The organism is Roseobacter weihaiensis, from assembly GCF_020622345.1.
In the GTDB taxonomy this organism is placed as follows: domain Bacteria; phylum Pseudomonadota; class Alphaproteobacteria; order Rhodobacterales; family Rhodobacteraceae; genus Roseobacter; species Roseobacter weihaiensis.
On sequence record NZ_JACNMO010000001.1, the window covers coordinates 326,533 to 348,817 of the forward strand.

Annotated in this window: 16 protein-coding genes and 1 pseudogene; 4 read left to right on the plus strand and 13 right to left on the minus strand. The window is 57.7% G+C overall.

What is annotated here, in order from left to right:
* Nucleotides 1-3: 3 nt before the first annotated feature.
* Together H7847_RS01720 and H7847_RS01725 are read right to left on the minus strand one after the other, a co-directional pair.
* Entirely contained in the window at nt 4-2,334 is a 2,331-nt protein-coding gene (locus H7847_RS01720) for a hypothetical protein (protein WP_227267650.1), read from the minus strand.
* Nucleotides 2,335-2,393: 59 nt separating this feature from the next.
* Complete coding sequence (locus H7847_RS01725; RefSeq protein ID WP_227267651.1) at nt 2,394-7,385, minus strand: hypothetical protein; 4,992 nt, start codon at nt 7,383-7,385, stop codon at nt 2,394-2,396.
* 249 nt (nt 7,386-7,634) lie between these two features.
* Here H7847_RS01725 and H7847_RS01730 point away from each other — a divergent pair, with 249 nt between their 5' ends.
* The 3 genes from H7847_RS01730 (at nt 7,635) to H7847_RS01740 (ending at nt 10,188) form a co-directional block, all read left to right on the plus strand.
* Nucleotides 7,635-8,243: a hypothetical protein gene (locus tag H7847_RS01730; RefSeq protein ID WP_227267652.1), complete on the plus strand. Its 609-nt coding sequence runs from the start codon at nt 7,635-7,637 to the stop codon at nt 8,241-8,243.
* Between the two features lie 161 nt (nt 8,244-8,404).
* Entirely contained in the window at nt 8,405-10,003 is a 1,599-nt protein-coding gene (locus H7847_RS01735) for a TniQ family protein (RefSeq protein WP_227267653.1), read from the plus strand.
* A gap of 20 nt (nt 10,004-10,023) precedes the next feature.
* Complete coding sequence (locus tag H7847_RS01740) at nt 10,024-10,188, plus strand: hypothetical protein (RefSeq protein WP_227267654.1); 165 nt, start codon at nt 10,024-10,026, stop codon at nt 10,186-10,188.
* Between the two features lie 357 nt (nt 10,189-10,545).
* Here the strand turns inward: H7847_RS01740 and H7847_RS01745 are convergent, their stop codons facing one another.
* Nucleotides 10,546-11,184 carry a hypothetical protein gene (locus tag H7847_RS01745; RefSeq protein WP_227267655.1) on the minus strand — a complete coding sequence of 213 codons (639 nt, stop codon included), beginning with the start codon at nt 11,182-11,184 and terminating at the stop codon, nt 10,546-10,548.
* Here H7847_RS01745 and H7847_RS01750 point away from each other — a divergent pair.
* A pseudogene (locus H7847_RS01750) lies at nt 11,158-11,792 on the plus strand (DDE-type integrase/transposase/recombinase); the annotation flags it as partial. The gene H7847_RS01745 and the pseudogene H7847_RS01750 overlap by 27 nt on opposite strands.
* Before the next feature lie 363 nt (nt 11,793-12,155).
* On the opposite strand, the gene H7847_RS01755 reads toward H7847_RS01750, so the two are convergent.
* From H7847_RS01755 to H7847_RS01800, 10 genes are all read right to left on the minus strand, one after another.
* Complete coding sequence (locus H7847_RS01755; RefSeq protein ID WP_227267656.1) at nt 12,156-12,899, minus strand: ATP-grasp domain-containing protein; 744 nt, start codon at nt 12,897-12,899, stop codon at nt 12,156-12,158.
* Between the two features lie 11 nt (nt 12,900-12,910).
* A complete protein-coding gene (locus H7847_RS01760; RefSeq protein WP_227267657.1) occupies nt 12,911-13,438 on the minus strand; it encodes a hypothetical protein in 528 nt (175 codons plus the stop codon).
* Nucleotides 13,439-13,471: 33 nt separating this feature from the next.
* The gene (locus H7847_RS01765; RefSeq protein WP_227267658.1) at nt 13,472-14,029 is read right to left on the minus strand and encodes an SMI1/KNR4 family protein; all 558 of its coding nucleotides are present in this window, start codon (nt 14,027-14,029) and stop codon (nt 13,472-13,474) included.
* A gap of 49 nt (nt 14,030-14,078) precedes the next feature.
* Nucleotides 14,079-14,612 carry a hypothetical protein gene (locus H7847_RS01770; RefSeq protein WP_227267659.1) on the minus strand — a complete coding sequence of 178 codons (534 nt, stop codon included), beginning with the start codon at nt 14,610-14,612 and terminating at the stop codon, nt 14,079-14,081.
* An 8-nt stretch (nt 14,613-14,620) separates the two neighbouring features.
* Nucleotides 14,621-15,142 (minus strand): hypothetical protein, encoded by a 522-nt coding sequence (locus H7847_RS01775; RefSeq protein ID WP_227267660.1) that lies wholly within the window; start codon nt 15,140-15,142, stop codon nt 14,621-14,623.
* 21 nt (nt 15,143-15,163) lie between these two features.
* Nucleotides 15,164-16,108: a hypothetical protein gene (locus H7847_RS01780; RefSeq protein WP_227267661.1), complete on the minus strand. Its 945-nt coding sequence runs from the start codon at nt 16,106-16,108 to the stop codon at nt 15,164-15,166.
* The gene (locus tag H7847_RS01785; RefSeq protein ID WP_227267662.1) at nt 16,105-16,584 is read right to left on the minus strand and encodes a hypothetical protein; all 480 of its coding nucleotides are present in this window, start codon (nt 16,582-16,584) and stop codon (nt 16,105-16,107) included. Before H7847_RS01785 ends, H7847_RS01780 begins: the two co-directional genes overlap by 4 nt.
* A gap of 250 nt (nt 16,585-16,834) precedes the next feature.
* Complete coding sequence (locus tag H7847_RS27070; RefSeq protein ID WP_227267663.1) at nt 16,835-17,236, minus strand: GFA family protein; 402 nt, start codon at nt 17,234-17,236, stop codon at nt 16,835-16,837.
* 398 nt (nt 17,237-17,634) lie between these two features.
* On the minus strand, nt 17,635-17,913 hold the full coding sequence (locus tag H7847_RS01795) for a hypothetical protein (protein ID WP_227267664.1): 279 nt from the start codon (nt 17,911-17,913) through the stop codon (nt 17,635-17,637).
* A 71-nt stretch (nt 17,914-17,984) separates the two neighbouring features.
* Nucleotides 17,985-22,229, minus strand: coding sequence for a strawberry notch-like NTP hydrolase domain-containing protein (locus H7847_RS01800; protein ID WP_406675955.1), 4,245 nt, complete (start codon nt 22,227-22,229; stop codon nt 17,985-17,987).
* Nucleotides 22,230-22,285 lie beyond the last annotated feature (56 nt).

Sequence of the window (22,285 nt, forward strand, 5' to 3'; positions counted from 1 at the left end):
GGATCAGCCCTCCACACTTGCCACCGTACGCGGCTTCTTCAATCCTTGCGGATAACTTGCGTTGTAATCGTCCCACTTCACCATGCGCGCAGGGGTTTGCACCCGGATCAATGGGCGGTCCCACGCCGTGCCGTCTTCTCGGAACTGCATGAACTGGGCGACAGACTTCGCGCGGCTGCCTGAACCGGCTATGCGCTTCTCCACACTGAACCGGAAATTGACCCGCACAAACCCAACCGAGAAGGAGAAGGAAACCGTCACCCGGCCTATCATGTTTCCGTCGGCATGGCGCATTTCCATGAGGATATTCACCACGATTCCAAACATTCCGATGGAGCCTGCGCCATAGGCGCGCAGGAACCCGGTAATGACGGTGCTGCCTCCGAATGCCTTGGCGATATATACCCCGGCGGTAATCTGTCCGTGACCGCGGATCAGGCCAAAATCCAGCGGCACCATGGCACCGTATTCCATGCTGGCTTCAAAACCGACAATCTTGGTGTTGGCTGATATGCTGATAAAGCCGCCGCCACCCAGCGGAGGGACAGAGATCAGGAAAGGCTTCGATCGACGCCCCACCCCCGCCCGGAACAACAGTTCGCCATCATCCAACGGCAGCTCCGCCGACACGTTCAGCGAGATCTGGGAAAAGATCATTGGCCCCAAGGGGATGGTCGGCAAATTGTATCGGACGCCCACCTCTATCTTCGGCGGCAGTAGCGAGATTTCATAATAGGGCCCCTGCTCCCCGCCACCCGACAGATACTTCGACAAGGCTGCGATGAACTGGACCATGGGGCCCAGCTCAAAGTCCTCGGGCAGCACTGACAGCTTGGAAGCTTGCCCCGTTCCGGCAAAGAACCGCGCCGCACGGAAGTGCAGTTTTACAACGTCGAAACCAGGCAGGATGTTAATGGTAAACGGATGCAGAACAGCGTCCGCCCGGAATCGCGCTTCTTGCGTCAGAAAGTGATACGAGGCCGTGGAATCCAGAAGAAGGTCACCGCGTCGTGCCTCGAAATCTTCCTTGCTGATCTTCGTCCCCTTAAGTTCGGGGTAGAAGCGCGCACGCACGTTTTCCATGCCACCGGCAGACCCTTCGACCAACCAGTATTTCGAATCCGGGTCGTTCAGACGCTCCGGCCCACCAGGAGAACTCGGCGTGATAATCTCGAATATCGGCCGTCCTTCGGGAAAATCGCGCAAGGGTGTTTCCCAGGGGAATGACACGGTCTGCTGCACCGGCAAAAGCGCCAGGATCGCGTTTTCGAGGTCCTCTTTTAGGCGACCCAGCGTGAAGATGTCTTTGAACTGCCCAGCCTGAAGCGTGTCCATGAGGCCCACGAGCACCTCGACCGCGCCTTGCAGGGCCAAAGGCTCTTCCACGAACGCGCGCAGTTTTGAAAGGGTGTCACTGTCCAGCTTTGCAGCGGCACCAAGCTCGGTCAGTGTCGTCAGCTCTTCCTCGACCGCTTCCCTGGATCCGATCACACCATCGGTGATTTCCGCCTTCACGAAATACCCAAGCAACGTAGGTTCGTCGTTCTCGACCAACTGCCCTTCGATAGTTACCAGAACTGGCAAGGCGACGTCTCTCCAGACCGGAGAGGCGAGCGCCACCAGAGTGCCAAGACCCGCGGTGGCCCAACCATTTAGCCCTGCCAGCGCAGTGTCACCAATGGTCCGCACTTCGGCAATAAGGGCCGCAATGACCTTGTTTTCACCAGCCGCAAAGGCAAGCGCATCGCGCAGAACAGGCAATGCCGCCCCGTGGCTATCGATCGCATCAATCCGGGCGATGATAGCATCGGATGCAGACCGCGCGGCTGTTACCGCTGCCTCCACATCATCGATGTAAGACTTGAACAGATTGGCATCGATACTGCGCAGGCTTTCCTTGAAAGCATTTACCGAGGTGAAGTCGACCGTATCGGACAGTCCCAGCAGGTCTTTGAGCGCATCCTTTATCGCGCTTGTGCCGCCTTCTATGGCCGCCTTGATTGTCGCAAGATCATCCGCAGTTTCAGCCTTGTCGGTGATTTCCAGCGACGTGGCTCGGTCGGCCTCCTCAATCATATCCGCCATGCCACGAGACAGATCCCGTACCGCGCCAAGCGCAGAGGCTTGCAAGCGGAACAACTCCGCCGCAGGTTCAAAAAGTTTGATATCAAGGCACGTCGTTGAATTCGCGGCTTTTGTCAGCCCCTCAACAAGAAAGCGTCCCTGAGTGGTGGTCTCTTTGGCCCGATCCAGCGCTTGCAACGTCCGCGCACGCGCGCGCCACAACGCCTGCGGTTTGCTTGGCGGGTTAAGCTCGGTGATCCGGGCCTCCAACGTCGCCAGTTTTGCATCTGCCTTGTCAAAGTGCCCAAAGAGCCGGGCACCCTCCCTAGTCAGCGCGGCCTTGGCACCTTCACAAGCCGAATTAAACGCGTCCAGCTTCTCCTGCGTATCAAGAATGACTCCGTCACCCGGTTCAACGTCGCACTGCCGTAAACAAGCTGCGTGGTGTCTTGTACCAGTTGCGTCAGCTCACGAACAATAATCTGGCGTCCTTCGTCGGCTTCGTTTAGCAACGCCTGGCGCACACGCTGTGCGGTCTGGAACACCTGCGCCAAGGGCTCTCCGAATTGGCGCGCCAATATGCTCTCGGCGCGGCGCCGCAACAACGCAGCCTCGCGGTCCAGCTGACCCGACAGATACGCCCTGAGATCGGAGTTGATCCGCGCCGCCAGAACATCCACGTCGTTCCTCAGAATGTCGTCGATATAGGCGTCGACCTCCGGGGGGCTTGCATTCGGCTTACCGGGAAGCTCCGACAGACCTTCGTTCACCCGCCGTGCGATCTCCCCACGCACCCCTGCTTCTGTCTGGCGCGCATAGCCCATGAGGGCCGCAATCACCTCAACCGCTCTTTCGCGCAGCTCAAAGTCATCGCTGACCAGGCCCGCGAATGGCAGGGCGGCCTGGAGCCCGGCAAACAAGATGTTGTCGATGACCTCGTCAAAGGCCGTTTTGATCAACCCGCCAATGTCCCCGGTGATCACATTGCGCAGCTTCGCAAAAGCTTTGCGCAGATCTTCGATCCCTTCGTCGACAACCGCTGGCACCGGGTTGTCAATGATCTTGTCGACCTCCTTTATGACGCCAGTCACGCTTTGGGTCAGCGCGCCGATGGCAGTCCCCAAGCGGTCGCGCGCTGCTGCACGTGCCGCCTGTTCTTCGGGCGTGTTATTGGCGATGTCATTCAGGCTTTCGCTCAGCCTTACCCCAAGGGCGACCAAGTCTTTGACGGCTTTCTCCAAACGTTTGAGCGCGCGCGCAAGGTCCGGGTAAAGGTCTTCCAGATCAAGCTCCCCGTCGCTTCCCAGGACATCTCCCAGGGCGGTTGCAAGCGATGACCGGAAACCCGCCACTGCCTCCTCTAGCGACCCTGTCGCTGCGACAACGGCGTCAAAAAGCGGGGCGAATACATCCTCACCCGCGCCACTTTCCTCACCATAAGAGGTCTCTTCGACCATCTTGGGCGCCCCGCTGCGGATGTCCGACGTTGCCAGCATCGACTCCAAAGATACGAGGCCCAGAAATTTTCCAGAGATGATGTCACCGCCCAGGCCCTGCTTGGGATCGTAAAGGCCACGCGCGGCGGCGCTGTCGGGGCTGGGTGTGGAATATGCTCTTGGGGATATACCGGCTGCTTTTTCCACATTGGCCAAGGCGATCTTGTTCGGATCGGGTACGGAATACGTCTTTACGCCCCCAACCGGCCCGGTGACGCGCGATAAATGGGCGACGTCCATGTTGGGTGTCGCAAACCCACCCGCCGCAGTCCCGTCCGAGGAAAAATCCATCGGCAACCGGGTGCGCACATCCAGGAACAACTCCGATGGGTTGCCCTCTGGTGCGAACGCATGTTCCAACCATTGGCGGTTATAGGTGACATCGACGTCACCCAACGACTGCCCCATCATGCGCTCGACCGATTGGACCTTGACCCGCGCTGATTGCACCGTGGGATAAAAGGCGGGTTGGTCGGCGCCTTCCATCACACCGTCAATGACAAAGCTTTCGGCTTGCGCACCAGCGCGCACCGGCACGCCCGGATCGTTGGGATCGGAACGCACGGCACCTTGAGCCCGACCAGATACCGACAATACCATCGACCGCGTGGCGAAAGCCATGCCATTGGCGTCTTGCGCCGGCGCGAAACTGTGCCGCTGACCGCCGCTGGTTACAACACGGGTCTGCTCGTCGGCCGGAAGGGCGCGATAATACTCGATCACCTTTTTCATCTCCAACGGGTCCTGAGCGACCCCGTTGGAGACAAAAAGCATCGGCGCGCGGTGGGATTGCGTGTCGTCGTCCAACTCAAACTCCCACGCGATATCGGACCCCTCACCCGGAATCTGGCGCATGCGGGGCCAGAACACCTGGCCGTTAATGTTGGCAACGACGCCGTCCGCTGCGCTCTCGGGCGCACGAATTTCAGGGGTTTGTAACGTCCGCAGAACGATACGCTTTTGCCCCGGGCCTGCACGCCCGCCAAAGGGCTGCCCCAGGGCCGGGAACGCCTTTGTCGGTTTGCTGACCGTAATGTAGCGCCGTTTGATCAGATAGGCGGTGGGATCAGTTTCATCCGCCTCGGGGGTGTGGGCGTGATTGGGATGGAACTCCCGACGCGTGATCTGAATATAGCTGGCCCGGTGGCCAAAGGGCAAAAGGAACCCCTTTTGTGACGCCGCCACAAAGATATCCTCGCCCAGATGCGTATCGATATGGATCAGCTCCAGCGACGGACTGGGCCCCCAGTTGGACGCTGCATTGGCCGCATTGACCGTGGCAAAGGGCTCCATTTCGGTGCGCGACCGAATGCTGGCGCCCCAGGGCGTAAGAATGAATTGCGTGGGCCCAAGGGTCCGTGGCAGGGCAATCCCGACGTCTTCGGGCTTCAGCTCTATTTTGTCATCTTCGCCTTCTACGTCATCTGCGTCTTTCAGATTTATTTTGGGGTAATCAAAACCCGGCGGGGGTGCCACCACCTGCCCCTTTGGATCATCCGAAAAACTAAGCGTGGTTCCGGTTCCACCGCTGTTAAAATAATCGATTATTTCAGTGAGGGTCGCATCAGCTCCGGTTTCTACAACAGTGGCTCGCAGGCGCCGCTTGGCGGGCAGCCCTGCAATCGAGGTCATCAACATAAGGTCCCGATAAAGGAAAAACGGAACAGCCGAATTAAATGTGGTTCTCGCACCACCGAAATGCCCCAAAGACCAAGGCGCCAAAGTCTCGTCGGGCTTTGTCGAGGGGCGTCCATGCAGAAAGCCCAGATCCACGCCACGTATCCAAACCACACGCAGGTCCCTCGCCCGGGCCGTGGCCCGGTCCAGCGCGACTGCTTGCGGTTGCGCATCGCTTTGATCGGCACCGGCCCCATCCGAAGCCGCTTGGATGTCTACAGGCGTTTCTTGATCCCGCGCGGGCACATTGGGCACCAACCGCGCGCTCCACAGCTGACTACCCCGCAGCTTCGCCTCCTGCGGGCTGGTCGCAACGGACATAACGCGCGTGCCCTCTTGGGACGCCGACACAATCATCCGGTACCGTGCCTCGATCGCGGTGGTCAGGTGATTGCGACTGTCAGGACTGGCCGTGTCCATGACACGGTCTTTCTCAACACTGGCACGGATCAATTCCATCGCACGCTGCCGTCCGATCCCCTCGCCTATGCCCACGTAGTCGAGTTGTTCAAAGACATCGCTGTCCTGGCGAAACGCGCGCCCCGAAACATGAAGCGCAAGGTCATCCCAGGCCGTAAACTGGTCCAGGGTCAGATCGAATGCAGGGCGCGTCTCATCAATTCGGAATGCAATGCGCGTCGGACCAGCCGCACGGGCCTCAACCAATTCTTCGAGGTTTTCAATGACGAGTTCATCGGCCTCGCCCGCAACAAGATTATAGGTGTTCTCTTCAATATGCTGCGCCTCGAAATGCGCGATCAGCAAGGGCGGATCGAGCTTGGTTCCAAAAGGAACAAGCCGCGCGCCCGAAGGCGCGTCTTCATCCGCGCGCAGATAAAAATTCGAAAAGCCGAATTTCAGACGCAACAGATCCCGGGACCTAAAGACCTCCAGCAAGGATGCCGAAGCATCCACGGCGAAATAGATACCGTCATCCCCGATGTGATAGCCGTCCTCGCCGGAGTCGGGTTCTTCAGGGCCCGGATCTTTGGAGCCGTTCACAAGATGCAGCGCCGCATCGTCTGGGGTCTTGGTACCAAGACTGATCCGCATCGTGGTCTGCGGGAAATGCCAATCTGACAGGTCCGCATCCTCGATCCCGACCTGCGCCCGTGTCAGCGCAGCGCGGAATGCCAACCCACTGGCGCGGCCCGCATGCGCCTCCAGCGTCAGGTGCGGGCCGGCGGGATCGGCGGCAAATTGCACGCCTGTGCCCCGCAAGACCCCCTGACCGGCAACAGCGTCTGACCGCGCGGCCAGTCGCAACGATGGCCGCCCCGCCCCGATACGCAAGGCAACTTTGGCCTCAGCCAAAGCGATGTCGAGCCCCGCGCGATGGCGCCGCGATGTGACTGCAGCCGTCACCGGCCCCTCCCACATCAAAACGCCTGCCTTGCGGCCATCAAGGTGCGCCAGAACCGTCGCCGCCCCTTGGCCCGCAAGCGACATTTCCAGGTCCGTAGACCTGTCCAGGGTTACAGGTGCAACCGTGCTTTGCTTGACCTTCGCCTGCTCAAGCGAAACGTGCCAATCAGAATTCCCTGATGCCGGGTGCATCCACGTGACAGACTGCGCAGCCAAGGCATGGGTCGCCACCGACACATCCATGGGCCCCCGGGCCAAGACAGCACCAGATCCCAAAACCAAAATATCAGCCGACGAAGCCGCGACACCAAAACGCCCACGCGCGGGTTCGATCGGTACAGCGCGGGCCAGTGGTGCCGGCGTCAACCCGGCAAGCCATTCCGTGAGTGGCACCGAACCTGCCCCCTGCCCAGCCACCCGCCACTCCCCTCGCCTGCTAAAGATCCGCAGCGCGATATCGAACGGGCGCACCAGACCCGGCATCCTCCCGCGGCCAATCGTGGCGATCCAGTCGCCGCCATCTCGCGCAAGGCGCACGTTGGCGTATGGGCCAAAACCATTGAAAGCGAACCGATAGCGGCGGCCCTGAAAATCGATCAAAAAAGCATCAGAGCCGTGTTCAATGTGGAGCGCCTGCAACCCATTCGCCGACACAAACAACCCCGCAAGCCCGGCAGCCAGAAACATCCTGCGGCTGATGGGAACACCGGCTAGAAAGGGTCGGCGAAACTCGTTTTCCCAAGAAGTGAGATCATTTGGATCGATAAGCTTCACGTCGGCCATGCATCCCCCCGGGAGCGCAGAAAGGCCGCAAACAACAATCAAATAATCGGCGGACGTAAAAAAGCGCTCAAAAAAACCGTACAGGTAGAACACTCGATCCTGATTTGTATTTCAAGAAATTCCTCGCATAGCCCTTCGCCATCCGCCCCGCGCAACCCAAAAGCCTTGTCTGTAAATTGCGCGCAGCTTACCGTTTTGGCATTGCCGGGACGATTTTTTGCCGTTCGACTTTAAATAAAGGACCCTATTATGCCCTTGCTCTATCCCAACGATACCCCCGATGCCGCCGCTCCGCTGAACGCCGAGGCGCTCTATGTCGTTTACCCAGACTACCCCGTCAACACAGACAGTTGGTACGGGTACACCACATTGGTGGGTCACGCAGGCGTTCTGTTGATCGCGGCGAACGGGCTGACCAAATACTATGAATTCGGCAGATACCCTCCGGGTAATCTGGGCCGCACAAGAGACGTGACCGTGCCAAACACAAACATCGACGCGAACGGAAAATCGACCTCAAGCAGCCTGGCTGCGGTGCTCAAAAAGCTCAGCACATCGTCGGGAAAGAACACGCGCATTCGCGCGGCCTATTTCCTGAACGTCGACTTTGACAAGATGAATGCCAAGGCCGCAGAGGCCCCCGGCACCTATGACATCACCGGCAACAATTGTGGCCATTACGCCGAACGGGTCGTCCTTGCAGGCAACAGCCAAATCGACCAGCCCACAATCATCAACCCCACACCCAACAACTTTGTCGATGAGTATATCGAGGAGAAAAACGCAGAAGTCCTCTATGATCCGGGCACGGGGCTAATCACCATCGGCAAGGGCGACGAAGACGACGCAAAACGCTAGCGGCTGCGGAGTTTCGTCCGTTTTCAGGACGTCTGCTATGCGACCCTGAAAGCTTGGTTCCCGGCACTGAACCCCTTCGTCGCCGCAGACTTCCAAAACATTCAGATCGGCGAGAAGACCGATTTTCGCTAACCCATAACCATCCAGAAACGAGCAGTAACATGATAGAAATTTTGCCGATCAGGCTAACGGCGTCAGCCGCTGAACCGGGATTCTCAATACTCGCCCGCAATACAGCCGCAAATGCATCTCGCACAATAAAGGAATTTTGCGCCGCGACTGGACTAAACAAGGCGTTGATCTGTGCTGGAGACCCGGAGCAACTGTTCGCACTGGCGAAGTTGACGGGGTCAGACCCGGCGCATCTGCAACACAACAGCCCACAGCAGTTGGATAGAAAAACCTCCGTCATCAACGGCAATAAGGTGCTTAACCGGTCATTGCGAAAAGCAGATTTGTCAATTTGCCCTCAGTGTTGGTTAGAACAGCGCGAAACGCGTGGTTCCAAGTCCTATCATCTTGCGTTGAACAGCACCTGGCTTCCACGTTCCGTTCGGACCTGCATCCGTCATGATGTCTGGCTCATCGAACTGCCCTACAAGGACTACACGTCCTGCTACGACCATCTGTTGCGTTGCAAGCTGACATACGGTTGGCTTGGTAGCTTAGCTTCCATGCTAAAAAGGCAACCTTCCAGTAATTTTGAGCGCGCAGTACTGGGCCAAATCCTGCTCAACCAGCGTATCTGTCCGTGGCTAGGCCAAGTCCAAGTAGACGTATTTGAACGTTGGTGTCTGGGCCTTGGGCTTTTTTTGGAGACCGGCTCAGGTCGACTCAACGATTTCGATGAACATGCACAGTTCCAAATGATCGACGCTGGGTACGATGTGATGAAGTCAGGAAGGAACGCACTGCATGTCTCTGTCGACGCCGCGTTAGGCAAGCATGGTGTACGACTTGGCAAGACTTGGCTTTATAACTGGGCCATGCCAAGCCATTCTCCCCCCGAACGCTCTGTGTTTCGCAGTCAGATGAAAGACATGTGCGATGCCCAAGGCGATTATTGCTTGTACACAGTCGCCAGCGCCCCTCCCGTTTCCCGCACCGTCGATCTGCAGCTCAGGAAGCTCTCTCGTCTAACCGGCCGTTCAGTTTCGTGGACTAGAAATGTGCTCATGACGGATGGTTACCTGCCAAGTAGCGGCATCCCAGCACAACGGCATGTCAACAGCCAGTTCTATTTCTGGCGGACCCATATACTACGTCTGCACAATAGCCTGAAGACGAAGACGGCAGCCAGTCGCTTGGGCCTTGGGGTGAAGGGCTTCGGCAGCCTAGTCCACGATGGAATTCTGAGCCCTATCAAATCTCAGGTTTGCGTTAAGCCGAGGTTCGACACGGCCGATCTCGACACGCTAATGGCCAGAGTTCAGCGGCACGTGCATCCAAACCCCGCGTGCCGTTTCGCTGAATTCGCCTCCATCCCGAAAGCTTGTTTTGAGGTATCGTGCGCGACATCGACGGTCATAAATCTGCTGATGGACGGGCATTTGAAATCAGCCATCTGGACGGAACTGGACAAAGGGTTTGCTGGGATCGTCATTGATCCGGTCGAGCTCAAATCAAAACTCGCTTCGTTTTCGAAAACTGGCCTGACTATCGAAGATTTGAGGGACAGGCTTGGTCTCCAATACACGCAGGCCAAAAAAACTGATAGCGCGCGACCTCTTGCCCGCATTTGCGGGCCGAAAGAGCAGTAGTGGCCGGAGGGCGGTGCTTGTTGATCCGTCTGATCTCGCCGCTTTCTTGGATGATTTTCAAACCGTCAGGACAGCTGCTGCTCGGCTCGGCATCAGCGAAAATGCCGTTCGAGCCGGAATTTCTAACGGTTGCATTGTGCGTGCGCCCGAAGGTGGTGGTCTGCCCATCTATCGAACTGCCGTGATTCTCATCATCTAACGCGGGTCACAAAAGACCAAATCTCTGCCCCGCCACTGGCGGTTTTTTTGTGCCCGCTTCGTAACCAAGTTGCAGTCTTGCCCGGACAAAGTTGTATTTCTAAATGGCCACCGAGAAATAACCGTATATAAATCAGTATGTTAGAATTTCACCGGACTCTAATTCAAGCCAGACGCCACACCATATCCAGACCGTGCAAGGTGCGCTCTGAACAGTCGCGCGTTATCTGCGGGTTAGCGACTTGTCACACCAGCGCAGACCGTGGACCGGGCCTGAACAATGGCGCAAATGGGCAAAAGTCTGCGCTCGGCATTTTCGCGGTAGCAGGTGTGGGTTCGGGAGATCAGAGAGTCGCGAGAAGCGCGCGCTGGTCCTGCCAGTCCGATGGCAAGGTGCGCGCCTTGCACCAGTCCGAGGTGAAGCCGAGGGGCTGTTCGCCGGCCAGAACATCGCGGATAATAGCAGGTGCGAGGAAGGCAAGATCGATCATGTGCTGGACGCAGCGTTTGGAGATGCCATCAGTTCTGGCGATATCGCCGAAGGTCTCGCCCGCCTTGATCCGCTCCAGCCAGTGATGCGCGAGAGCGATGTTGCGGATTGAAGCCTCGTCTCTGTTGCGGGGCGTTTCGGCGAGGATGATTTTCGTTTCAACTCCGCGCTTTCGCAGCTGGAACGGCGCGTTGATCTTCAGGGTGTCTGCGTCGAGCGCGTCGACGTCGATGTCCAGCGCTTCCGCGAAGCCCTTGGGATCAAGCTTGAGGATGATCTTGCCCGGCGCGAGCGTGATGCGTTCGACGAGCGCAAGGATGTCTTTGACATTCGGCCCGCTGGTCAGATTTGTCAGCTTGCTTCGAACGCGGGCGATCTCACTGGCGTCAGACTGCCTGGAGACACGGCTGGCGAAGGTTGGTTCGGTGAGATGGCGATGGGCAAGAGTGCTGATCTGTGCCTCAAGCTGACGCTCGATCGAGAGATGCTGCAAGACGTCATTCGCCGAAAGCTCTGAAGCCTGGCCGTTTGCGCGAGATCGTCACCGGGATGTGCGTCGATTGGGGCGTGTCGATCCGGAAGGCCTGTGGGGCCATCCGCTTCGACACCTCCACCTACCACTACAAGTCCCGGCGAACGGATCAGGCTGCCGTCGAGAGACGGATCAGGGAGATTGCAGAGACGCGTGTGCGTTATGGGTACAGGCGCGTCCACGTGCTGCTGAGACGCGAGGGATGGATCATCAACATGAAGAAGACGCATAGGATTTACAATGAGTTGGGCTTGCAGCTGAGGAACAAACATCCGAAGCGGCGGGTGAAGGCCAAGCTGCGTGAGGACCGCCAGGAAGCAATCGGCCCCAACGATGTCTGGGCGATGGATTTCGTCCATGACCAGCTCGCCCTGGGCAAGAAGCTGCGCATCTTGACCGTCGTCGATACGCATTCCCGCCTCTGTCCCGCAGCGGATCCGCGGTTCAGTTATCGGGGTGAAGATGTCGTGCAGACGCTGGAGCGGATTTGCCCGCGAATTGGCTATCCGAAAACGATCAGGGTCGACAACGGCAGCGAGTTCGTTTCCCGCGACCTCGATCTCTGGGCCTAACCGCCCCTGCCTGGGCCCAACATCGGCAGCATTGAACGGTCAAAGGGAACAAAATTCTCATACTACGCAGCACCAGCCCGAATGGGCGACTTTTTCACCAGTATCGGTCGTTTTTGGCCGCATCCCCTATTGGGTGTCAATTTCTGATAGGGGTGCAATCCTGCGCTAAGGCAAGTTCAGGGTGATTTTGGATCATTTGTACTCGCCGGTGGTCAGAATGTGCGCCGATCCAAGCCGGGCGACATGTGAGAGCAAGTTTTCTGGGTCGTGAACTTCGGTCCGCCTGCGTTTGGCGATGATCTGCCCCAAATCTTAGATGCCGCTATCTTTGTGTTGCGGAAGCCATCCTGTTGCAGTGTGTCAAACCTTACGGTCTGGCGTCCCGCCAGGCCGCACAAATCGGAATGTACCATCGAAGCTGTAAGGGTCATCCCAAGAGAACAAGCACGGATCCGTTGCGGTCGAGAATGGATTGATCTCGAGGAAACAGACGACATTATCTTGCGGAACAAATGCAACGTCCACAACTGCGGGATCGGGAGCACCCGCCTCTATGGCGGACCAGACGGCAGGCGTGACGCGGTCTGCCCACTGTTGGGGGTTTTGTGTGATTTCGGCAAATGTGCTGTCCGTCCGATACTGGGACAGGCCGATCACGGCCCCATCTTGCACGAAGGCTCGGAACTCTCCCCAGGGCGGGATCTTACGCCAAGGGATCAGGAACAACGATGTGTCGTATTTGCCTTCGAGCAAGCGATGGATCACCGACGCAATGCGAAGGTTCGGACGCATCATGATGTCGGTCGCGTCTTTCAATGTCCTTATCGGCCTGGATGGCGCGCGATCCGCCTTGAAACTACACGCACCGAGGCGGAGATGTGCCCCATCTGGGTAGGTGGGAAGAAGGTCTTCCAAGCTCTCCAGAACGGCATTGGATAGAGCGCCGCGTCTGCCGAACCCCGGGGTGGCGGCACTGATGGTGCGCAGATCGTCCTGCGATAAGGGGACCTCATCGTGCTCGCCCAAGAGGTCTCGAAGGCTGGGTGGCCACCGCTCCATATCGAAGACGCGGAACGGGTCAGAAGGCATGAACCCAACCAGCATAGGGCAGCTCCCTATTCCAGAGATGCGGCATCGGTCGTCAGGCTTTGAAGGAACGTGCCGAGGTCAGCAGCTAGCGGTGCAAGACCACGGATATTGTCTCCTTCGCCCCAAGGATCGTGACTGCGCTGGCAGGCGTGTATCGACCCGTAGGCGCCCCCGTCCTGACGCAAATCCACAAGCAGCATATGTTGGCTGTCCGCATCATAGGCCTCACCAACAACGTAGTATCCCTCTGGAAAGATCTGAGAACCCTCAGGTGCATAGAGCGACTCCGCGACGCTCACATTCAAGCTATGAATGTGAGCGGGGTCATCCATACCGTTAAACCAAAGAACGATAGGGCCGTCCGGATAGCGAGCCACGAAGAACAGATCTTCGACGTCTTCAGAAAACATCTCAAGGTGATGAACATACGAGTCCACAAAGTCGTCTGGAAACGTAGCTGGCGATAGCTTCGGTCCGAAATCGAAGTTCGTAGAGATTTCTCCAAACCGGCGGATTCCCTCGTCATTTGTGTAATCTTCGTATTTGAACGGCATGCAAATCTCCTAATATTGCGGATCCCGCATCATCTAGCCGCCACCCCTCACCCGTTCTGCCACTTCTTCGTCCGAGATCAGCTCATCTAGAAACGCCGATAGATTGTCTGCAACCTTTGTCGGAGCGGCCATGTTATCACCGCTACCAGCTTCGTAGAAGGCCATAGGCCAGACGAAGATCGCGCCATAGGTTGGACGGTGGGTTTCGAGATCGACCAGCAGACGGTAAGGGGTAGAGTCGATATCGTTCACCACATCTCCAATGATGATGTAGCCCCTGGGTATTGCCTGGGCATTGGCTGTTGCATACTGGCCCTCGGATGCGGACCAGTTGTGGAAATAGATGTCATAGGGATTAAAAAACGCGTCCAAGAACAGAGCCGTACTCACGCCTTGAAGTTCAGCTACGAATGCCTCTGTGCCATCGAAGGTTGCTTTGTCAGTACGGGCATACCTCTCTGCGAAATCCTGTGGGAAAGTCGCTATTGGCAGGTGGGGCCCGAACCAGAAATCCTCTCGATGCTGTCGTAGCCATTGCAGCCCAACCAAACCTCTGGTTTCAGGTGGAATGCGGCCTTGATGTTCCATCATCAATGCCACCTATCAAACCGGCTATCGTATTTTCCGGGGACTTGCTGGATCACAGAACTATTTCTTCCTCTTGGTTCAGTCCGGCAAAGAAATCTCTCAAACTTGGAGCCGCTCGACCGATTGGTCTTGTATTATCTCCCTCTCCAAGGGGATCATATGCAAGCCGCCAGACATGGAGCGACCCATAAGCTGGCTGTCCGGGCCTCAGGTCGATCAGTAGCCGACACTCGTCCTCATCATAACATCGACCGATGATGTAGTATCTCTTCGGCAAGATCGTCGCGCCGGCATCAGCATAAATGCTCTCGGCGACGATGCCGTTCTGCATTCGAATCCCATATGGGGTCTCCAGGCCGTCGAACATCGTGGCTCCCGATTTGTCAGGATACTCCGCCTTGAACCATGTCTTGTCTCCGTCCCAGTCGGCAGTCTCCGGCCCATAAACTTGATAGACATCAACGAATTCCGTCGGAAAGCTAGCTTCGCCAAGCCGAGGTCCAAAGTGGAATCCTTCTGAGATTTCAGACATACGTGAAAAAGCTTGATCGGTGTCCCAAACTTGTCGTTCGTCGGTTTGGTTCATGGTTACGATCACAGCAGGGCTGCTTTATCCGTGGTCAGGCTCTCCAGAAAGCTTCGCAGGTCAGGGGCAAGATAGGCGGTGCCGCGGGCATTGTCGCCTTCACCCAACGGATCGTGCCCGCGCTGCCAGGCGTGTATCGACCCGTAGGCGCCTCCGTCCTCACGCAAATCCACAAGCAGCATATGTTGGCCTACGTCGCTATAAGCATCCCCGAATATATAGTGTCCCGGAGGTAAGATGATTGAACCAGCAGGAGCATAGAGCGACTCCGCGACGATAGCATTGGTGCTGTGGATATGATCTGGACTCAATATGGAACTGATCATTAGGATCACATTTCCGTCATCATAGCGAGCCAATACGTACTCTGGATCGTCTGGTACATCCATATCAATCGAGATGACATATGGTTGAATGAAACTCTCTGGGAAACGTGCTCTGCCAAGACGTTTCCCAAAGTCAAAATTCTTGGCGATATCACTGAAGCGACGAATACCGTCATCGCCAGCGTAATCTTCATAAGGAAACATAAAAGTACACTCCCAATAAATTTAATAGGCTGGATCGCGCATCATTGAGTCGCCGCCAGCATGAGGGGTCCCGCTATTCACGTTGCCATCGGCATCGCGGTAACCTGTGTGAATTCGACGGTCGACATATGTCATTGTCACGCCATCTGGCTCGTGGTGCCAAGTGCCGTTCGGGTCTGCATTCCGGCCTTCTGTGCGAATGCCGGTTCGTTCTTGAAGCGCTCGATGGGCAGCCCATACGTCAGTATTGCTATCGCCCGACATCTCAATCTCTACACGCGGTGTGGTGTTAAACCCCTTCGGCGGAAATCCTGAGAAATCTGGTTTGCCGTCCCGAAATGGCACACCAAGATGACCATTTGGGTGATTCTGAAGCGCGCGGGCGAGTGAAGTCCCCTCGTCCGGCTTCCAGTATCCCGCCCCCGCCGGGACCGGGTTGCCGTTGCGGTCGACCCAGCGACCACCGTTGGCAGGGAGACGGGAGACTCGGCGCAGTTCGGCATCACGCGCTTGGGCGCATGCCTGCGTGCGGCAGTTCTTGTACTTATCGATGATCTCGTTGCGCCGTCCACGCACACCCCGCCAGTACCGCGTCGCAGCCGCTCGCCTCCGCGCGAAGAGCCTCGCCCGGGCGAGGGCGTCCCGTGCCGCATCAACCTGACGTCCGACCCGCGCTGCGGCGCGGGCAATGCGTGTGCCGCGCACGGCCGTCTTCGCGCCGTCGCCAACCCCGGGCACCACACCACCCAGATCAAGCAGCGCTTCACCCCAACGGCCATTCCAAGCGTTTGCAAGGCCTTGCCCGACATCAACGAATGTCCCCAAGACGGGCGTGTTGGATGCCGCCAGCCAGCCAGCCTCCGTCGCAAGTTCTCCCAAACGTCCCTCCAGCATGTCCACGTCCGCTTGCGCGCGGCGCACCTGTGCTGTCTCTGGCGTTTGAGTTCCCTCCAAGATGCGGCTCATCTCTTGGCTCTCTCCGCACGGATCTCCGCCAGGAGGTCATCAACTTCATCGTCACTGATGCCGATGTAGGGCACGCCCAGGATGTTGTCTTCCCGCAGTTCGGGATACCAGGCTTCGCTGTCAGTATTGGCCATGGCGCGCTCCGCCACCTCGTCGGGAACAGTGTGAATCACCTCGATCTTCGACGCCTCGTCAAGGGTCGGGTCTTCAAGGATTGCGGCGAAGCCAGGGTCTTCCCAGAAGTTCGGCGCCAAGACCCACATGAGCGTAATGAACTGCGCTTGCCGGTCAGGGCGCGCAATACCGAAGTGGCGCGCGTAAAGGCGTCCGTTCGCCGTGAACGTCCGGCAAACGGTCGGGCCATTGGAGACGTAGAAGTGGGAAAGTTCATGGCGCATGAACTCCTCGACATACCAGTCGAGAAATTCCTTGTCCGCCATCGGTGCGCCAAGCATCTGATCTTCGGTCATGCGCATTATGTCGATCCCTCCTGTTCCGCTGCCTTATGAACAATGAGCTATTGTTTGGGCAGTTATGTATGCACCAGATGAGCATAGTCGGCGGAAATCAGCCTGCATCCCAGCCGCCTAGGTAAGTCCTGTCTCTCGCCTTCCGGACATAAACCTCCGGTCAAAAACCTTTTCCCTAAAACGGTCGTTTTTGGAAGACTGCGAATGTCAGCTTCGAACCAGTTTTGCAATTTTTGGTGACTAAAATTGCATCTAATTACGGCAACTCAGGGTAACGCTCATCGACACTCGCATAGTCCAACCACTCAAGATCGTGCGAGCACCAAATGTGCCTAGAAGTGTGCTTCTGAGGCATGCCATCCAATGTCGCAACCCTGAGGATTACGGTGTCCTCGAGCGGCCATTCAGCCATCAAATGAGCCCCGCAGTTCCCACAAAAATGACGGAATTTTCCGGGGGAAGACTCGTAGGTTCGTTTGTGGTTCAAACTACTTGTCCAAGAAAAGAGATTTCTGGACACTCGGGCAGTACTTGCAAAAGGAGCCGCATGTGTCTTTCGACAAGTGACACAATGGCAATGACTTACAGGGGTTAAGAACGGTCCCGCCGTATATGTTGTTCGACCGCAATGACAACTGCCACTGATGACTTCAGACATACGATACCCTCACTAGCTTCCCCTGATTTAGAGATACTGGCTTTTTGAAACTGCCGCCATCTCAATCGACCTGAAACGGCAATTTCGTCTGCACGCCTGATCGTGGCCCGTTCAAAAACCCTCCTTTTTGGAACACGCGCAAAACGCCCTGTATGACGCTGCCACAAACCCCGCTCAAAACCTGAGCAGTTGTTGAAGGTTTTTTTGGCGCTACCGTGATAGCAGACATTAGCTGCGTCGCAGAAATTCGGTAATGAGGGCTCATCTTAATCCTTCGCGGCAACCTGAGACTAGGTCGGCTAAGTCGGTTTTCCGCCTCTGTGTCAGTTGATGGCGTAAAAATTCAAAGTCGTGCGGGGTTCAACAACAAGCTGCACATCGAGGAGTTTGACCGCTTATCACTCGCGCAGGATGCCGTTGATTCCGCGAGCGTTACTATGGTCCAATCGATCGAGATCGGGACATGACACAAAGAACGCAGCTTCGTCTCCGTTTAACTCAGTACCTGCGCGGTTGCAGAGGCCAATACTGTCTCCGTTTGGCAGGAAAGTGATGAGATATTGCCCAAGCACATCTTTGTGCACGACATAGCCTTCATTGGACCAATGCACCGATTTGCCTGCATCCACTGCGGATTTGATTTGATCAAGGTCATTTGGGCCTCCTTCATGGGCCATTGAGGCCGCGCGCTCGGAAGACTGCGGGCGGTCTTTGCTGGTTGGTTTTGGAATGTGTCTGCCCGCTTGGGTCAGGCAGCTGTCCGCAGCTGCGCGGCATCACTTCCAGTGATTTTGGACAGGATGTTTGCCGTATCGACACCATCTCCATGGGGGACAAACACACGCAGCTGGAAGGCGATAATTTCAGTGAAGCAGCCGAGCGCCTTCAGACCTTCTATGGTACCCGCATCTGCTCCGTCGATCTCGAGGCGCGGGCTGCCGGCCACACGTCGGCGCGTCAACGTCAATCCGCGCCCAAGTTGCACCGGGGCCGTCGAGCCAAGTGCGGCAGTCAGCATGTCCTCTGGAGTTCGTGGGGTGCCAACGAGAAACCGCGCGCGCAGTGCGGCGGCGCCGTCTTCGCTCACGGTGCGTCCTATCATGCTCGTCTCACCTTCTGGTGTGACACGATAGATGCGCTCGTTGCCGGACGGGATATCCTTCCAGATTGGCAGCAGCAAACCTGTGAGAAGAAAGAGCTTCGTTGTAGTGGTCTTGGGCAGGCTTGCGACCTCTTCGTCCCAAAGCCGCAGGAGAGCCTCGCGCTCAATTTCTTCCCAGGCCGAGGCTTTGAACTTGGTCTCCTCGATGTAGGTGGCACCGGTTGGCCGAACCACCTTGCGCATGTGCGAGACCACATCCTCGTCATACATTTGCATTGGTTCTGCAGAAATCAAAGCCGCGCGTCCTGAAGCACGGTTTGCCATGGGGATTTTCCGGTGGTGCCGACGGCGCGCCTCGGACGCCGTGAAGAAGATCACGGGGTCGGTCACCTCAAGCCCCACGATCCGCGTGACCGCGCCTGAGCGCGGGCAAGTCCAAAGGTCTTGAGCCGAGGTTTGCGCAATTGTCTCTCCGCGTAAGGTCTCAAGGCCGAGATCAAGCGTCCCGGCGGCCCGGGCGCGTTCGGTTTGATCGGCGATCCGGCTCGTGAACTCTTCAAAGAGCGCGTTCTGAAGAGCGATTGGCAAAGCAAGCAAACGATTGAGGAAGCGCTGGATTGGGGGCAAGTCTTCAAGCAGCACGCCGTCCTTGTCGATCAAGCGCAGCGCGGTCCAATCGGTGAATGTCTCATAACTCATGGAAGATGCGGTACCGGCCGCGAGATCGGCTAAGAAGCCGCGCAGCGCACCGCGCGCGATAGGGCTTTCGAGATTGTCTTCCTCTCGAAACATGCCTTGCGCGCCGGTTTCACGCTGACCTTTGGTGAGTGCCCCGAGTTGATCCAATCGCCTTGCAATGGTTGAGGTGAAGCGTTTTTCGCCGTGGACGTCCGTGGTGCAGACCCGGAAGAAGGGCGCGCTTACTTGCGCCGAGCGATGCGTGCGCCCAAGCCCCTGAATGGCTGCATCGGCGCGCCAACCCGGCTCCAGCAGATAGTGACGCCGACGCTTCTGGTTCTTGGCTGTTTGAGAGGCGTGATAGGACCGTCCCGTACCGCCTGCGTCAGAGAAGATGAGGATGTCTTTGTCACCATCCATGAAGGCCTGAGTTTCAGCGGAATTGCTGCTCGCGACCCGTTTTTCAATATAGAGGGCACCGTCGCCCGACTTGAGCGGGCGAAGAGACCGACCGGTGACTTCGGCAACGGCATCATCGCCAAAGGCCCAAAGGATCTGATCAAGCGCGGAGGGGATCGGCGCGAGTGTCATCAACTCGGTCATCGCGGCTTCACGCAGGGCCAGCGCTTCCCTTGAGACCACAAAGGCCCCTGTGGCATCGCGCAGGGGTTCTGCGACCATGTTGCCGTCGATTTCAACAAGCTTTTGAGCATGGATCGGAAAGGCCTGCTCGAGATAGGCCAGCACATAGTCCCGCGGCGTCAACGCGCCTTCGACCAAGGCATCATCGGGGTCCATGGCCTCAAGGCGGCGTTTGAGAAGGCTCTCGCCTGTGGAGACCACCTGTAGCACGCAGGCATATCCTTCTCGCAGATCCGTGCGCATGGCATCGATCACCGATGGGGCCTTCATGCCCAGAAGCAGATGGTTGAAGAACCGCTGCTTTGTGCTTTCAAAGCGCGACCGGGCAGAGGCTTTTGCTGCAGACGCGTTTGTCTTGCCCGATGCGTCGTTGACGCCCGTGGCGGTGAGCGCCGCTTCCAGATTGTGGTGAATGGTGCGGAACGCGCCCGCATAGGCGTCGTAGATTTGGGTTTGCGCCAGGGTCAGTGCGTGTTCGAGAACATCGTACTCGACACCATCGAAGCTCAGCGCCCGTGCTGTGTAGAGACCAAGCGCTTTCAGATCGCGGGCCACCACTTCCATGGCAGCCACACCTCCGGCCTCCATCGCGGAGACAAAACTTTCGCGGCTTGGAAAGGGGTACTCGGCCCCCTGCCCCCAAAGACCCAGGCGGGAGGCGTAGGCAAGGTTTTGGACACTGGTGGCACCCGTTGCTGAAACATAGAAGACCCGCGCACGAGGCGAGGCCAACTGCAAACGCAGCCCGGCCAAGCCTTGCTGGGAGGGTTTAGCGCCTCGCCCGTCTTCCGAGCCAGCCGCGTTCTGCATGGCATGGGCTTCATCGAAGGCGAGCACGCCCTCATACTCATCTCCCATCCAATCCAAAATTTGGCCGAGCCGTGTGGACCCGCATTTGCCCGCAGAGCGCAGCGTGGCGTAGGTGACAAAGAGGATCCCATCACCCATGGCCACGGGATGGTCGGGTTTCCACTTGGAGAGCGATTGGATGTCGGCGGGCGAGCCACCTAGATCGGTCCAGTCGCGGATAGCATCTTCGATCAGCGTGGCGGATTTGGAAATCCAAACCGCCTTGCGCCGCCCGGCAAGCCAGTTGACCAGAATGAGTCCTGCGCATTCCCGACCTTTGCCACATCCGGTGCCATCACCCAGAAAGTAGCCTAAACGGTAGCGTCTGGCGTCAGGGTCATCGTCAGAACGCGTAAGCCGCGTCTGATCATCGTTGATCGTGAAAGCACCAGGAAGGTCACGGCGATGCGCATCATCAGCCATGATGATGGTCTCCAGCTGTGCCTCTGACAGGTGGCCCTCCTCAATCAGACGGGCGGGAAGGCGCAGATCATTTGGCTCAGACGCCTGTGGTAGTGGTGGTGCAACAGATGCCATGGCGATACTCTCAACCAATGGGGTCGGATGTGGCTGGGCGCCTGCGATATCCAAACGCTGCGGACGGTACCGCGCATAGATTTCTGAGACCGGTACGTTCTCCCGGGGTGTGACCAATCCTTGGAACGCCAAGGGGATAGCCGCATGACGGGAAGCGTGTGACGACGTGCGTGGAACAGGCTTTCGAACAGGTACGGGCGACGTGCTCGGGCGAGCACGATGAGACGGTGTCTGTAGGGCCACATTGCTCTCGTTGGTCGCAGCGCGCGATGAGGCCACTGCGTCGACATGCTCTTGGGCCTCATCGACGTTTGCAGCACGCGCACGCTCAAAGACCACCTCGTCTGGTGTTTTATCGAAGACGATGAGTTGCGTCTCAACGCTGGTTCCTAGTTTGCGGTAAATCTGGCCGGGCATCTCGAGTGCGAGACGTGGTTTCACGATCCCTCGCAGCCGAGACCAATGGGCGCTGTCCCGGTCGGGCGTGAAGCCCATCGGCATAATGGCGACAAGGCGACCACCGGGCGCGAGCCGCTTGGCTGCGCTGATCAGATGCTTGGCCGCGATGCGTTTGTCGCGAGACCGGTCAACAGAAGATGCAAAGGGCGGGTTCATCAAGACGACAGTGGGCGCACGCTTGTCCTCAAGGAGATCGTCGAGATGCTCGCCGTCGAAACCCGTTGCCGCGCTCCCAAAGACAAGATCGAGAAGCGCGCGCCGAAACGGGTCGATCTCATTCAACATGAGGGAACAGCCGGCCGCGTGCGCAAATCCGGCCAAAGCGCCGGTGCCGGCCGATGGCTCAAGGGCAACATCGCGCGATTGCAAAGCGGCCGCGCGCGCCACCAGAGCTGCATAGGGAAGCGGTGTCGAAAACTGTTGAAGGCGGATTTGCTGCTGAGATCGCCGCGTCTCCGTGAGAAGGCGCGACGCAACAGCAAGGCCATCTTTGGCACCCGCTGAGTGTGGTTCGACAAGCAAATGTCGCACCGCGGCTGCCTGCATGACGTCATAGGCCATCCTCCACGACCAGGCTCCGGATGCATCGCTACCGCCCAAGGCCTCGCGCATGATTTGGGCGAGAGCTGAGCTTTTGAGTGCTTGCGCGGCGATGATCTGCGTGACGGCAGATAAGGCAGAAGACAGCTGTGCAGCTGGTGGAACCGGAGTGTCGGGCGATGTGATATCCATTTGGGTGGTCCTCATGTCAGGGTTGATCTGCCATGACAAAAAGCCCCCTT